The following is a 12,662-nucleotide window of genomic DNA, read 5'->3' as shown; positions in this document are numbered from 1 at the left end:
GCCGCCTGCACCTCGTCGTCGTCGGCGACGTGATGCTCGACGTCGACCTCTCCGGACCCGCCGAGCGGCTGAGCCCGGACGCCCCCGTGCCCGTGGTCGACGTGTCGGCCCGCAGCGCCCGCGCCGGCGGTGCCGGCCTCGTCGCCCGGATGCTCGCCCGCGACGGGCACGAGGTGACGCTGGTGACCGCGCTCGCGGCGGACTCGGATCCTGACGTGGCGGAGCTGCGCGCCGAGCTGTCGGACGTCCGTCTGATCGCCGGGCCCTCGGGAGCGCCGACGCCGGTGAAGACCCGCGTGGCCGCCTCCGGCCAGGCCGTCGTGCGGATCGACCGCGGCTGCGAGACGCCGCCCGTCCCCGGCGTGACCGACGCGATGCTCGCCGCGCTCGCCGACGCCGACGCCGTGATCGTCGCGGACTACGGCCGCCGCCTGACCGAGGACCCGTCGCTCCGCTCGGCTCTCGACGCGCTCACCGTGCCGCTGGTGTGGGATCCGCACCCGCGGGGCTCGCAGCCGGTCGCCGGCACCACGCTCGCCACTCCGAACCTGGCCGAGGCCACGGCGTTCTCCGGTGCCGTCGGCCGCGGAGTGACGCGCGCCGAGTCGGCCGCGACCACCCTCCTCGAGCGCTGGGGCTGCGGCGCGGTCACCGTGACGATGGGATCCTCCGGCGCCCTGCTGCGCTCCCGCGGCGCCGGCGTCCCGGTCGTCGCACCGGCCGTCGCCGTTCCGCCCACCGACCCGTGCGGCGCGGGCGACCGGTTCGCCGCCTCCGCCGCCGTCGCCCTCGCCGAGGGCGCCGGCACGTCGGAGGCGGTGCAGGCGGCCGTCGCCGCGGCCGGCGCCTACCTGCTCGCGGGAGGGGTCGCCTCGCTGTCGGCTCCCGCCGACCCCGCGCCCCTCCACGGCGGCGGGGTCGACGCCCTGCGTGTCGCCGAGGCCGTCCGCGCGGCAGGAGGCACCGTGGTCGCGACCGGCGGCTGCTTCGATCTGCTCCACGCCGGCCACGCCCGCACCCTCTCGGCCGCCCGCGCTCTCGGCGACTGCCTGATCGTCTGCCTCAACTCGGACGACTCCGTCCGCCGCCTCAAGGGCGCGGCGCGGCCGATCATCCCCGAGGACGACCGCGTCGACCTGCTGCTCGCGCTCGAGTGCGTCGACGCCGTGCTGGTGTTCGGCGAGGACACGCCGGACGAGGCGCTGCGCCGCATCCGCCCCGACGTCTGGGTGAAGGGCGGCGACTACTCCGCCGAGTCCCTCCCCGAGACGGCGACGGTCGCGGAGTGGGGCGGCCGGGTCCTGACCGTGCCCTACCACCCGGGCCGCTCGACCACCCATCTCGCCGCCGCGCTCGCGCGCGTCGGCTGACCCGCGGCTCACGAGGCCCGCAGACCACCCCCCGGAAGGAAACCATGAGCACCACTCCCACCCCCATCGGCCGCGTCCTGATCACCGGAGGAGCCTCCGGGCTCGGTGCGGCCGTCGCCGCCGCGGTCACCGCCGCCGGCGGCACCCCGATCGTGCTCGACCGCGACGTCTCGACGGTGAAGGAGGGCGTCGCCGCCTACCAGGTCGACGTCGCGAAGACCCGCGAGGCCGAGAAGGCGGTCGTCGAGATCGCCCGCGAGCACGGCGGGCTCGACGCCGTCGTGACCGCGGCCGGCATCGACCGCTGCGGCCGCCTCGTCGACGTGGAGCCGGAGGAGTGGGAGCGGGTCATCTCCGTGAACCTCCTCGGCACCGCGGCCGTCGTCCGCGCGGCCCTGCCCTTCCTCACCGAGACCCACGGCCGCGTCGTCACCGTCGCCTCCTCGCTGGCGATCAAGGCCGTGTCGGACGCGACCGCGTACTGCGCGTCGAAGTTCGGCGTGCTCGGCTTCACTCGGGCGCTCGCGGCCGAGACCAAGGGCGAGATCGGCGTCACCACGCTGATCCCGTCGGGCATGAAGACGCGCTTCTTCGACGACCGCGACGAGCAGTACAAGCCCGGTCCGGACGCGCTGCTGAACGACCCGGAGAACGTGGCGAACGCCGTCATGTTCGTCCTCGGCCAGCCGCGCGGCTGCGAGGTCCGCGAGCTCGTCATCACCCACGAGGAGGAGCCGTCCTGGCCGTGATCCGCTGACGCGGACCCCGGGATCCCCCCTGCTGCGAGATGCCACCTGTGCCGCCGACACGCCGATGTCGAGCACCACAGGTGGCATCTCGCGGTTCAGCGGGTGGAGGCGAGCACTCCGCGGACGTCCTCGAGCACGCGGTCGACCGGCACGTCGTCGACGAAGGTGAGCTCGTGCTCGCAGCGCGGAGCCGTCCAGCCCACCTGCGTCACATCGATGCCGCAGACCGGGCAGCGGGTGGTCCAGCTCAGCTGCACCCGGTGGCGCTGCCGTCCGAGGGGCTGCGCGTTGATCGCGTTGCCCACCCAGAAGATGCCGACCGTCGGAGCACCGACCGCGGCGGCGAGATGACGGGGGCCGGAGTCGTTGCCGAGCACGAGGTCGGCGAGCGAGAGCAGCGGTGCCAGGTCCGGGAGGTCCACGACGCCCGCCCAGGAGACCGCTCCCGGCGCTCCGGCGACGATCTCATCGGCGGCGGGCACGTCGGAGGCGTCTCCCACCACCAGCACTCGCGCTCCGTCGTCGAGGAGAGCGGTCGCCACCTCGGCGAACGACGCGCTCGGCCAGCGGCGGCGGACATCGGTCGCTCCGGGGTGGATCAGCACGAGCGGGCCGCCCGCGGGCAGGGCCGCGGCCAGGCGGTCGCGGCGCTCCGGGTCGACCGGCAGGACGGGCTCCAGGCGGACGGCTCCGGCCCCGGCCAGCCCGACGATCTCGAGCGCCCGCAGCATCTCGTGCTGGTAGTAGACGTAGGGGATCGTCCGCTCGAGGTCCGCGGCGTCGTCGGTGCGCGAGCCGATCGTGTGGCGCGCTCCGAGCCGTTGGAGGAACGGATTGGAGTAGCGCCCGCCGCCGTGCAGCTGCACGGCCAGGTCGAAGCGGCGCGCGCGCATCCGCTCGGTGAAGTCCTCGACGACGCGGGGGTCCTCCCCCTCGCCGTCGCGGACGCCCTGCGCCACCGGCAGGATCTCGACGTCGGCGATCGGCGACTCGACGCCCGAGAGCAGGACCCGGTGCGCGGGCGTCCCGAGCAGGGTGATCTCGGCGCCCGGGTACGCGGCCGCTAGCGCGTCGACGGCGGGCAGCGCGAACAGCAGGTCGCCGAGTCCGCCGCCGCGCAGGACGGCGATCCTCTCGACTCCGGCGAAGGGCTCTCGGAGGGGGGCGATGGCGACCACGACGGGTTCCTCTCAGGTGCGGAAGGCGCGCGGGCGCGGCTCCGGGGACGGTGCACTCCTCCACTTCCCCCTCGAGGCCGATCCGAAACCGGATCGTCGGCGAGCCCGTGTCGCCGAACCCGGGCGGATTCCGGAGGCGACGTGTCTAGGCGCGCACCACCCGGGTACCGGACGGATGCGTCCGCCACTCCGCGGCGCCCCCGACCGAGAGGTGACCGTGACCATCGACATCACGACCCCCGCCACGACCGCCGCCGACGCCGTCCGCCGCGCGCGGACCGCGTTCCCCGCGTGGGCCGCCACCGCGCCCGCCGAGCGCGGCGCCCTCCTCCGCGCCGCCGCCCACCGCGTGGCCGAGCGCGAGCAGGAGCTCGCCGATCTCAACACGGAGGAGACGGGCAAGCCCGCCGGAGACGCCCTCGGCGGCGTCCGCGCCGGAGTCGACACGCTGCTCCAGTACGCCGAGCTCGGCCCGCTCCACCGGGGCAAGAGCCTGCGCGGAGGGGCCCTCAATGTCGATCTGGCCCTGCCGCACCCGCGCGGCGTCGTGCTCGCCCTCACTCCGTGGAACGATCCGGTCGCCGTCGCCGCGGGTCTGCTGGGCGCCGCGATCGTGTCCGGCGACGTCGTCGTGCACAAGCCGAGCGAGCGCAGCCCGGGCACCGGTGCGCTGTTCACGTCGATCCTCGCCGAGGCGCTGCCCGAGGGCGTGCTGACCCTGGTCGAGGGCGACGGGGCGATCGGCGACGAGCTGGCGCGCACCGAGGGCGTCGACGTCCTCGCCCACGTCGGCTCGACCGCCACCGGCCGCGCGCTCGCCCGGGTCGCCGCCGTCACCGGCGCGCACGTGATCCTCGAGAACGGCGGCAACGACGCGCTCGTGGTCGACCGCGACGTCGACCCGGTCTGGGCCGCCGAGCAGGCAGCTCTGGGCGCCTTCGCGAACGCCGGCCAGATCTGCACCTCCGTCGAGCGGATCTACGTGCACCGGGACATCGCCGAGGCGTTCACGGCGGCGCTCGTCGCCGAGGCCGACCGCTGGACCGCGGGCCCGCTCCCCCGCCTCGTCGACGCCCGGATGCGCGACGCCGTCCACGAGCACGTCTCGGAGGCGCTCGGCAGCGGCGCGCGCACCCTCACCGGCGGCACCCCCGGGGACGGCACCTTCTACCCCGCGACAGTCCTGGCCGACTGCACCGAGTCGATGCTGGTGATGACGGAGGAGACCTTCGGGCCCGTCGCTCCGATCCGCGTCGTCGACTCGTTCGACGAGGGCCTGAGCCTCGCCGCCGCGAGCCCCTACGGCCTGGCCGCCTCGATCCTCACCGCCGACATGGAGCACGCCCACCGCGCCGCGGCGACGCTGCCGGTCGGCACCGTGAAGGTCAACGGCGTCTTCGGAGGCGCGCCGGGCGGCAGCGCTCAGCCCCGCGGCGCGTCGGGCTCCGGCTTCGGCTACGGCCCGGAGCTGCTCGACGAGATGACCACCACCACGGTCGTCCACTTCGGACTCCCCGTTCTGCCCGGTGGTGCTCGATGAGCCTCGAGGGCTCGGCGCTCCAGCGGGCGAGCGCGCTCCTGGCGCACGTCCACGAGCGCCCGCCGGTCGTCGCCGTGATCGGGGACCTCATCCTCGACTCCTGGTGGCTCGGCGAGGCCGAGCGCGTCACGCGGGAGGCGCCCGCGCCGGTCCTGCGGCTGGAGGACGTCGTCGACGTCGCGGGCGGGGCCGCCAACACCGCCGCCAACCTGCGCGCGCTGGGCGCCGTCGTCCGCACGGTCGGGGTGGCCGGTCGCGACTCCGAGGGCGACCGGCTCGTGCGCGCCCTCGAGCGGGCCGGCCTGGACACCTCCCGGGTGGTCCGCACCGGCGCCGCGACGACGATCAAGACCCGCGTGGTCGGCGGCGACAGCGTGATGCTGCGTGTCGACTCCGGCCCGCACCGCCCGGCCGACGACGAGCTGGCCCTGCTCGCCGGTGCCGCCGCCGAGGCCGCCGCGGGCGCCGACGCCGTCCTGGTCTGCGACTACGGCTCGGGGATCCTCCGCGACGCCGTCGAGCGCCTGCTCGCCGTCGAGCGCCCCGGCCTCCTCGTGATCGACGCGCACGAGCTCGCCGAATGGGCCTTCGCCCGGCCGGATCTCGTCACCCCGAACGCCAAGGAGGCGGAGCGGCTGCTCGGCGCCTCCCTCGGCCGCGGGACGGAGCGGGCCGCCGCCGTGCGCGACGCCGCCGAGGAGCTGCGCGCGCGCTCGGGGGCCCGGCACGTCGTCGTCACCCTCGACCGGGACGGCTCCACCGCCCTCGACGCCGACGGCACGGTCAGCCGCACCTTCGCGCAGCCCGCGGAGGAGAAGCAGGCGTCCGGGGCCGGCGACACCTTCGCCGCGACCGCCACCCTCGCCCTCGCCGCCGGCCGCACCCTGGCCACCGCCGTCGATCTGGCACAGGCCGCCGCCGATGTGGTCGTGCAGCGCCCCGGCACCTCCGTCTGCTCGGGCGACGACCTGCTCGCCTCCCTCGCCGCTCCCGGCGCCGTCGTGCTCGGCGAGGACGCCCTCGTCGAGGTCCTCGCGGAGCAGTCGCGCCGCGGTCGCCGCGTGGTCTTCACCAACGGCTGCTTCGACGTCCTGCACCGCGGCCACACCGCCTACCTCCGCCAGGCCCGCGAGCTCGGCGACGTGCTCGTGGTCGCGGTGAACGACGACGACTCCGTCCGCCGGCTGAAGGGCGAGGGACGGCCGATCAACCCGGAGGGCGACCGCGCCGGCGTGATCGCCGAGCTGGGCTGCGTCGACTACGTGACCCTCTTCAGCGGCGACACCCCCATCCCGCTGCTCGAGCGCGTCCAGCCCGACGTCTACGTGAAGGGCGGGGACTACAACCCCGACATGCTCGCGGAGGCGGCCGTCGTCCGCTCGTACGGAGGCGTCGTGACCACCGTCGGCTACGTCTCGGAGCACTCCACGACCGAGATGGTCCAGCGCATCCGATCTGCCGCGCCGTGACCAGCCGCCGGTGGTCCGGGCGCTGGGGGGTCGCGGACGCTCCCGACCAGCCGCTGATCGACGTGCTCGTGCCGACCGTCGGCCGCCGTGCCGAGCTCACGGCCACGCTCGCCGGACTGGCCGCCCAGGACGATCCGCCCTTCCGCGTGATCGTCAGCGACCAGTCCGACGACGCGGTCGTCGGGAGCGACCCGACGATCCTCGCGATGCTGCGCGTGCTGGAGGCGCAGGGCCGAGCTCCGGTGGTGCGGCGGAACCTCCCCCGGCGCGGGCTCGCGGAGCAGCGTCAGTTCCTCCTCTCCCTCGCCACCGCCCCCGCCGTCCTCTTCCTCGACGACGACGTGTGGCTCGAGCCGGGCACGCTCGCGCGGCTGCACGAGGCCCTCGAGCGTCTCGACTGCGGCTTCGTCGGCTCCGCGGTGCAGGGCCTGTCCTACCTCGAGGACGTGCGCCCGCACGAGACCGAGTCGTTCGAGACCTGGGAGGAGCGCGTCGAGCCCGAGCGGGTGCGGCGCGGGACCCCCGCGTTCGAGCGCTGGCCCCTGCACAACGCCGCCAACCTCACGCACGTCGCCGCCCGCCTCGACGTCCCGGAGGGCGCCTGGCGCGCGTACCGGGTCGCCTGGCTGGGCGCCTGCGTCCTCTACCGCCGCGACGCCCTCCTGGCCGTCGGCGGCTTCGACTTCTGGGAGCAGCTGCCCCCGGAGCACAGCGGTGAGGACGTCGCCGCGCAGTGGCGCGTCATGGAGCGCTTCGGCGGCGCGGGCCTCGTGCCCAGCGGCGCCGTGCACCTCGAGACGCCCACGACGGTCACCGACCGGCGCGTCGACGCCTTCGACCGGCTCTTCGCCGAAGAGCACTCGTAACACTCAGCAAGGCGACGAAAGGACAGCACGATGGACGCACCCAACCCGATCCAGATCCAGAAGTACCTCTCGGGCATCGACTACCCCGCCTCGAAGGACACGATCGTCGAGACCGCCGAGAAGGAGGGAGCGGACGGAGACGTCCTCGAGGCCCTCCGCGCGATCCCGGACGGCGACTACGAGAAGCCCACCGACGTGAGCTCGGCCGTCTCGAAGGTCTGACCACCCCCCGCGAGATGCCACTTCGGTACGCGACACGCCGTGCCGGCCGTACCGAAGTGGCATCTCGCGGACGGCGCTCGACCGACGCGCAGAGCAGGGGTCAGGCGGAGGCGTGCTCGCGCTCGCGCAGGACGCCGGACTCGAGCGCCTGGAACGACAGCACCTTGTAACCCTCGGACTCGAAGAAGATCGTCGCCCGGTCGGCCTCCACGCTCATCACGGTGCCGGCGCCCCATTCGCGGTGCTCCACCGACTCGTCGACGCTCAGAGGCGCGTCCACGGGTGCCTCGGCGGTCTCGCCGCTCGCCTCGTGCCGCTCGCAGCCGTCGCAGTTGCCGCACCACTCGGCCGACTCGACGCCGAAGTAGTCGAGCAGGACCCGGCGACGGCACTGGCTGGTCTCGGCGTATGCGCGCATCATCGACAGGCGCGACTCCGCGATCCGCTCGCGGGAGGCCAGCGCCTCCTTCACCGCGTGCACGGCCTCATCGCCGGAGGCCTCGCGCGTCGCGCGCAGGCCGGACCCGGTCTCGACCAGACCCGCGTCCGCGAGGTCGTTGACGATCCGGGCGATCGTGCGGGCGGGCTTCCCCAGCTCCTTCGCGAGCGCCGCGGAGTCGAGCCCCGGCTGCTCCGAGACGGCCGCCCAGATCACGCGCAGCGCGGCCTTGTCGACCGAGCGCTTGGCGAAGAAGCGGCGGAGCCCCAGGTCCTCGGCGCGGTAGTGCAGCGCGCCCGTGGCGGGCTCGCCGTCGCGGCCCGCGCGGCCGATCTCCTGGTAGTAGGCGTCGAGCGACTCGGTGGTCGTGGCGTGCAGCACGAAGCGGACGTCGGCCCGGTCGATGCCCATCCCGAATGCCGAGGTCGCGACGACGACGTCGAGCTCGCCGGCGCGCCACTGCTCGTGGACGACCTTCCGCTCGGACACCTTGAGCCCGGCGTGGTACGCCGCGACCCGGCGCCCCTCCGCCGCGATGTCGGCCGCGTAGGCCTCCGTCTCCTTCCGGGTGGCCACGTAGACCAGGCCCGGAGCCGTCCAGCTGCGCGCCTCCTCGACGACCGCGGCGCGCTTCTCGTTCTCGCTCTCGTGGCGGTGGACCACCAGCCGGATCTCCGGACGGTCGACGCCGTGCACCTGGATCTCGGGGTCGGTCATCCGGAGGCGCTCGATGATCTCATCGCGCACCGGCCCGGAGGCGGTGGCCGTCATCGCCAGCACCGGCGGGTCGCCGAGCTCGCCGCGCACGTCGGCCAGGCGGAGGTAGTCGGGGCGGAAGTCGTGGCCCCAGGAGGAGACGCAGTGCGCCTCGTCGACGACCAGGAGCGACACTCCCGCGGCCGCCAGACGGGCCACATTCTCGGGCTTGGCGAGCTGCTCGGGCGCCAGGAGCACGTAGAGCGGGCCGCCCTCGTCGATCCGGTCCCAGGCGCGGGCGACGGCCGCGGCGCCCTGGGAGGAGTTGATCGCGACGGCGGGCGGAGCCGCGGGAGCGGCCTCGATCGCGGCGAGCTGGTCGGCCTGCAGAGCGACGAGCGGGGAGACGACCAGAACGACGCCGCCGCGCTCGGCTCCGGCGATCTGGTAGACCGCGGACTTGCCGCCGCCCGTCGCCAGCACCAGCAGCGTGTCGCGCCCGGAGGCCGCCGACTCGATCGCCTCGCGCTGACCGGGGAGCAGCGACGACCAGCCGAAGTCCTCCCGGGCGATGCGGCTGACGGAGTCGGTGCGGGAGGAGTTCATAGCTCGACGCTACGACCAGAGGGCCCCGGAGGGAGTCCGCTTGACACGGCCGGGGAGCACGGTGAAGGCGCGCCGCCGGACTCCGCGGCCCGTCCGAGCGCTCGTCCCCGCCCTCTGCCCGCTCGTCCCCGCTCTGTCAACGTCCTGCGGAGGGGCCCGTCGCGTGCTGTTCTGGAGGCCCGACGAGAGGAGCCGGCATGGCCGACCAGAACGTGAACGAGGACCTTCCCGGATCCGGCGGCGACGCCGTCCCGAACACCGGCGGTGCGCACACGGTGCTGCCCGGCGAGGACGCGGCCGACGTCTCCGCTGCGGGGGCCGCCCCCGGGGGCACCGCGATCGACCGCGGCGTCGCGGACGCCGTGACCGACGGCGACAGCGCAGGCGACACCGCCTCCGGCGACGCCGATCTGCCCGACGGGACCGAGGGCGCCGTCGGCAGCGACCCGGCGAGCGCCGACTGACGTCGCGCTCGAACGCGTCCGGCCCGCGGGATCCGAGGATCGCGCGGGCCGGACATGCTCACCCTCCCCGGAGGAGGGCCCGGGCTCAGCGCCGGACGACCACCGGGTTGAACAGCGTGCCGATGCCCTCGACGTCCACCGCGACGGTGTCCCCGTTCGCGATGGGCCCCACACCGGCGGGCGTTCCGGTGAGGATCACGTCCCCCGGGAGCAGCGTGAAGATGCGCGAGACGTAGGCCACGAGCTCGGGCACCCCGTGGATCATGTCGCCGGTGCTGCCCGACTGCTGCACGCGCCCGTTGACGCGCGTCTCGATGGCGCTCTCGTTCCAGACGAACTCGGTCTCGATGACCGGTCCGAGCGGGCAGAAGGTGTCGTAGCCCTTCGCGCGGGTCCACTGGCCGTCCGCGCGCTGGAGGTCGCGCGCGGTGACGTCGTTGGCGATCGTGTACCCGAAGACCACGTCCTCGTAGTCCTCCGCGCGGACGTTGCGGGCCACGGCGCCGATCACGATCGCCAGCTCGCCCTCGAACTCCACCTGCTGGCTGTCCTCGGGGAGGACGATCGCCTCGTCCGGGCCGATGACCGATGTGTTCGGCTTGAGGAACACCAGCGGCTCCGCCGGGGCGTCGCCGCCCATCTCGGCCGCGTGGTCGGCGTAGTTCTTGCCGATGCCGACGACCTTGGAGCGCGGGATCACCGGCGCGAGGAGCTTCGCCTCCGCGATCGGGATGCGCTCCCCGGTGGTGTCGAACCCGGCGAACATCGGATCGCCGGCGAGCACGACCAGGTCGTCCTCGTCCACGATCCCGAAGTGGATCGCTCCCCCGTTGTCCCCGTCGCGCTGCGTGGCGAATCGTGCGATCTTCATGCGTCCAGCCTCGTCATCCATCCGTGCGTGTCCTCGCGGCGTCCGTACTGGATGCCGGTCAGCTCCTCCCGGAGCGACATCGTGAGCTCTCCGGCGGGCGCGCCCTCGCGGCCGACGGAGAAGCCCTCGCCCTTGAGCTCGGCGATCGGGGTGATCACGGCGGCGGTCCCGCAGGCGAACACCTCGACCACGTCGCCGGAGGCCACTCCGTCGCGCCACTCGTCGATGCTCACGCGGCGCCGCTCGACGCGGTGGCCGCGGTCCTCGGCGAGCTGCAGGACGCTGTCGCGCGTGATGCCCTCGAGGATCGAGTCCGATTCCGGGGTCACCAGCGTGCCGTCCTTCTTCACCAGCACCACGTTCATGCCGCCGAGCTCCTCGATCCACTGCGACTCCTGCGAGTCGAGGAAGAGGACCTGCGCGCAGCCGTGGCTGTAGGCCTCCTGCTGCGGGAGGAGGGAGGAGGCGTAGTTGCCGCCGGTCTTCGCCGCTCCGGTGCCGCCCTTGCCCGCTCGGGCGTAGGAGGTGGAGAGCCAGATCGACACGGGGGCGACGCCGCCCGAGAAGTAGGCCCCGGCGGGGCTGGCGATCACGGAGTAGGCCACGTCCTCGGCCGCGCGCACGCCGAGGAACGCCTCCTGCGCGAACATGAACGGGCGCAGGTAGAGGCTGGTCTCCGGCTCCGAGGGCACCCAGTCGCCGTCGACCGCGATCAGCTGCCGCAGCGACTCGACGAAGAGGTCCGTCGGGAGCTCCGGCAGCGCGAGGCGGCGAGCCGAGCGCTGCAGACGGCGCGCGTTCGCCTCCGGGCGGAAGGTCCAGACGGAGCCGTCCTCGTGGCGGTAGGCCTTCATCCCCTCGAAGATCTCCTGCGCGTAGTGCAGGACGGCGGCGGCGGGGTCGAGCGCGAGCGGGCCGTAGGGCTCGACGCGGGCGCTGTGCCAGCCGTCCGCGCGGGTCCAGCGGAGGCCGACCATGTGGTCGGTGAAGTGCATGCCGAAGCCGGGGTTCGCGAGGATCCGAGCGCGCTCCTCCTCGGAGCGGGGAGCGGGGGCGGCGGTCACCTCGAAGGCGAGGTCGGCGGGGGCGGAGTCGGTGCTCATCGTGGTGGTGTCCTTCTGCGGGGGATCAGCGGAGGCGGGCGACGACGGAGTCGCCGATCGCCGCCGTGGAGCGCGGGGTGCCGTCGCGCGACTCGATGTCGGCGGTCACGGCCGCGGTGACGCGGGCGGCCTCGTCGCTCCGGCCGAGGTGGTCCAGCAGCATCGCCGCCGAGAGGATCGCGGCGGTCGGGTCGGCGAGCTGCCGTCCGGCGATGTCGGGCGCGGATCCGTGGACCGGCTCGAACATGCTGGGGAACGCGCCGTCGGGGTTGATGTTGCCCGAGGCCGCGAGTCCGATGCCGCCGCTGATCGCGCCGGCCAGATCGGTCAGGATGTCGCCGAAAAGGTTGTCGGTGACGATGACGTCGAACCTAGCAGGGTCGGTCACCAGGAAGATCGTCGCGGCGTCCACGTGGAGGTAGTCGACGGCCACGTCTTCGAAAGCGGCCCCCACCTCGTCGACGATCCGCTTCCAGAGCGACCCGGAGAAGACGAGGACGTTCGTCTTGTGCACGAGGGTCAGCGTCGAGCGGCGGGCGCGGGCGAGCTCGAACGCGTGGCGGACGACGCGCTCGACCCCGTAGGCGGTGTTGACCGAGACCTCGTTGGCGACCTCGTGCGGGGTGCCCTGCCGGATCGAGCCGCCGGTGCCGACGTAGGGCCCCTCCGTGCCCTCGCGGACGACCACGAAGTCGACCTCCCCGGGAGCCGCGAGCGGCGACGGGACGCCCGCGTAGAGACGGGTGGGCCGCAGGTTGACGTAGTGGTCGAGCTCGAAGCGCAGCCGCAGCAGCAGCCCGCGCTCGATGTTCGCGTCCCGGAGGCGGGGGTCGCCCGGTGCCCCGCCGACGGCGCCCAGGAGGATCGCGTCGTGCCCCGCGATCGCCGCGAGGTCCTCGTCGGTGAGGACGTCGCCGGTCTCGAGGTAGCGGGCGGCTCCGAGCGAGAACGTGGTCGTCTCGAGCACCAGGTCGGAGTCGGCGGTGACGGCGTCGAGGACCTTGACGGCCTCGGCGGTCACCTCGGGCCCGATCCCGTCTCCGGGGATGACGGCGAGCTTCACGGTGCGGGGCATGGCGGTCCTCAGGC

The 12,662-nt window shown here is 74.2% G+C and carries 12 protein-coding genes; 7 read left to right on the top strand and 5 right to left on the bottom strand.

The window, feature by feature from the left end; all coding sequences use genetic code 11:
• The first annotated feature begins 5 nt into the window (after positions 1-5).
• Both GSU45_RS05945 and GSU45_RS05940 read left to right on the top strand, forming a co-directional pair.
• A complete protein-coding gene (locus GSU45_RS05945; RefSeq protein WP_159916925.1) occupies positions 6-1,370 on the top strand; it encodes a PfkB family carbohydrate kinase in 1,365 nt (454 codons plus the stop codon).
• Between the two features lie 44 nt (positions 1,371-1,414).
• Positions 1,415-2,119: an SDR family oxidoreductase gene (locus tag GSU45_RS05940; RefSeq protein ID WP_159913504.1), complete on the top strand. Its 705-nt coding sequence runs from the start codon at positions 1,415-1,417 to the stop codon at positions 2,117-2,119.
• Between the two features lie 95 nt (positions 2,120-2,214).
• Here the strand turns inward: GSU45_RS05940 and GSU45_RS05935 are convergent, their stop codons facing one another.
• The gene (locus GSU45_RS05935; RefSeq protein WP_159913502.1) at positions 2,215-3,297 is read right to left on the bottom strand and encodes a glycosyltransferase family 9 protein; all 1,083 of its coding nucleotides are present in this window, start codon (positions 3,295-3,297) and stop codon (positions 2,215-2,217) included.
• A 217-nt stretch (positions 3,298-3,514) separates the two neighbouring features.
• Here GSU45_RS05935 and GSU45_RS05930 point away from each other — a divergent pair, with 217 nt between their 5' ends.
• The 4 genes from GSU45_RS05930 to GSU45_RS05915 are packed head-to-tail and all read left to right on the top strand — an operon-like array spanning position 3,515 to position 7,394.
• Positions 3,515-4,837: an aldehyde dehydrogenase family protein gene (locus tag GSU45_RS05930; protein ID WP_244248237.1), complete on the top strand. Its 1,323-nt coding sequence runs from the start codon at positions 3,515-3,517 to the stop codon at positions 4,835-4,837.
• Positions 4,834-6,306 carry a D-glycero-beta-D-manno-heptose 1-phosphate adenylyltransferase gene (gene rfaE2, locus GSU45_RS05925; protein WP_159913498.1) on the top strand — a complete coding sequence of 491 codons (1,473 nt, stop codon included), beginning with the start codon at positions 4,834-4,836 and terminating at the stop codon, positions 6,304-6,306. The genes GSU45_RS05930 and rfaE2 overlap by 4 nt, the downstream gene beginning before the upstream one ends.
• Positions 6,303-7,172: a glycosyltransferase family A protein gene (locus tag GSU45_RS05920; protein ID WP_208543503.1), complete on the top strand. Its 870-nt coding sequence runs from the start codon at positions 6,303-6,305 to the stop codon at positions 7,170-7,172. Before rfaE2 ends, GSU45_RS05920 begins: the two co-directional genes overlap by 4 nt.
• Positions 7,173-7,202: 30 nt before the next feature.
• Positions 7,203-7,394: a DUF2795 domain-containing protein gene (locus GSU45_RS05915; RefSeq protein WP_104223528.1), complete on the top strand. Its 192-nt coding sequence runs from the start codon at positions 7,203-7,205 to the stop codon at positions 7,392-7,394.
• Positions 7,395-7,494: 100 nt separating this feature from the next.
• Here the strand turns inward: GSU45_RS05915 and GSU45_RS05910 are convergent, their stop codons facing one another.
• Positions 7,495-9,135 (bottom strand): RecQ family ATP-dependent DNA helicase, encoded by a 1,641-nt coding sequence (locus GSU45_RS05910; protein WP_159913496.1) that lies wholly within the window; start codon positions 9,133-9,135, stop codon positions 7,495-7,497.
• 197 nt (positions 9,136-9,332) lie between these two features.
• Here GSU45_RS05910 and GSU45_RS05905 point away from each other — a divergent pair, with 197 nt between their 5' ends.
• Entirely contained in the window at positions 9,333-9,599 is a 267-nt protein-coding gene (locus tag GSU45_RS05905) for a hypothetical protein (protein WP_159913494.1), read from the top strand.
• 85 nt (positions 9,600-9,684) lie between these two features.
• Here GSU45_RS05905 and GSU45_RS05900 read toward each other — a convergent pair whose 3' ends face one another.
• Genes GSU45_RS05900 through GSU45_RS05890 form a run of 3 tightly spaced genes read right to left on the bottom strand, consistent with a single transcriptional unit; the run spans position 9,685 to position 12,648 of the window.
• Positions 9,685-10,470 carry a fumarylacetoacetate hydrolase family protein gene (locus GSU45_RS05900; RefSeq protein WP_159913492.1) on the bottom strand — a complete coding sequence of 262 codons (786 nt, stop codon included), beginning with the start codon at positions 10,468-10,470 and terminating at the stop codon, positions 9,685-9,687.
• Positions 10,467-11,573, bottom strand: a complete 1,107-nt coding sequence (locus tag GSU45_RS05895) for a branched-chain amino acid aminotransferase (RefSeq protein WP_159913490.1) — start codon at positions 11,571-11,573, stop codon at positions 10,467-10,469. Before GSU45_RS05895 ends, GSU45_RS05900 begins: the two co-directional genes overlap by 4 nt.
• Before the next feature lie 25 nt (positions 11,574-11,598).
• Complete coding sequence (locus GSU45_RS05890) at positions 11,599-12,648, bottom strand: 3-isopropylmalate dehydrogenase (protein ID WP_159913488.1); 1,050 nt, start codon at positions 12,646-12,648, stop codon at positions 11,599-11,601.
• Between the last annotated feature and the right edge of the window lie 14 nt (positions 12,649-12,662).

The sequence above is a fragment of the Rathayibacter sp. VKM Ac-2801 genome (assembly GCF_009834245.1).
Lineage (GTDB): Bacteria > Actinomycetota > Actinomycetes > Actinomycetales > Microbacteriaceae > Rathayibacter.
This window is presented reverse-complemented; position numbering and strand designations above follow the sequence as displayed.

Coding starts and splice junctions, on each gene's coding strand:
- GSU45_RS05940 (WP_159913504.1), top strand. CDS start 1,415: ATGAGCACCACTCCCACCCCCATCGGCCGCGTCCTGATCACCGGAGGA.
- rfaE2 (WP_159913498.1), top strand. CDS start 4,834: ATGAGCCTCGAGGGCTCGGCGCTCCAGCGGGCGAGCGCGCTCCTGGCG.
- GSU45_RS05915 (WP_104223528.1), top strand. CDS start 7,203: ATGGACGCACCCAACCCGATCCAGATCCAGAAGTACCTCTCGGGCATC.
- GSU45_RS05910 (WP_159913496.1), bottom strand. CDS start 9,135: ATGAACTCCTCCCGCACCGACTCCGTCAGCCGCATCGCCCGGGAGGAC.
- GSU45_RS05905 (WP_159913494.1), top strand. CDS start 9,333: ATGGCCGACCAGAACGTGAACGAGGACCTTCCCGGATCCGGCGGCGAC.
- GSU45_RS05900 (WP_159913492.1), bottom strand. CDS start 10,470: ATGAAGATCGCACGATTCGCCACGCAGCGCGACGGGGACAACGGGGGA.
- GSU45_RS05895 (WP_159913490.1), bottom strand. CDS start 11,573: ATGAGCACCGACTCCGCCCCCGCCGACCTCGCCTTCGAGGTGACCGCC.
- GSU45_RS05890 (WP_159913488.1), bottom strand. CDS start 12,648: ATGCCCCGCACCGTGAAGCTCGCCGTCATCCCCGGAGACGGGATCGGG.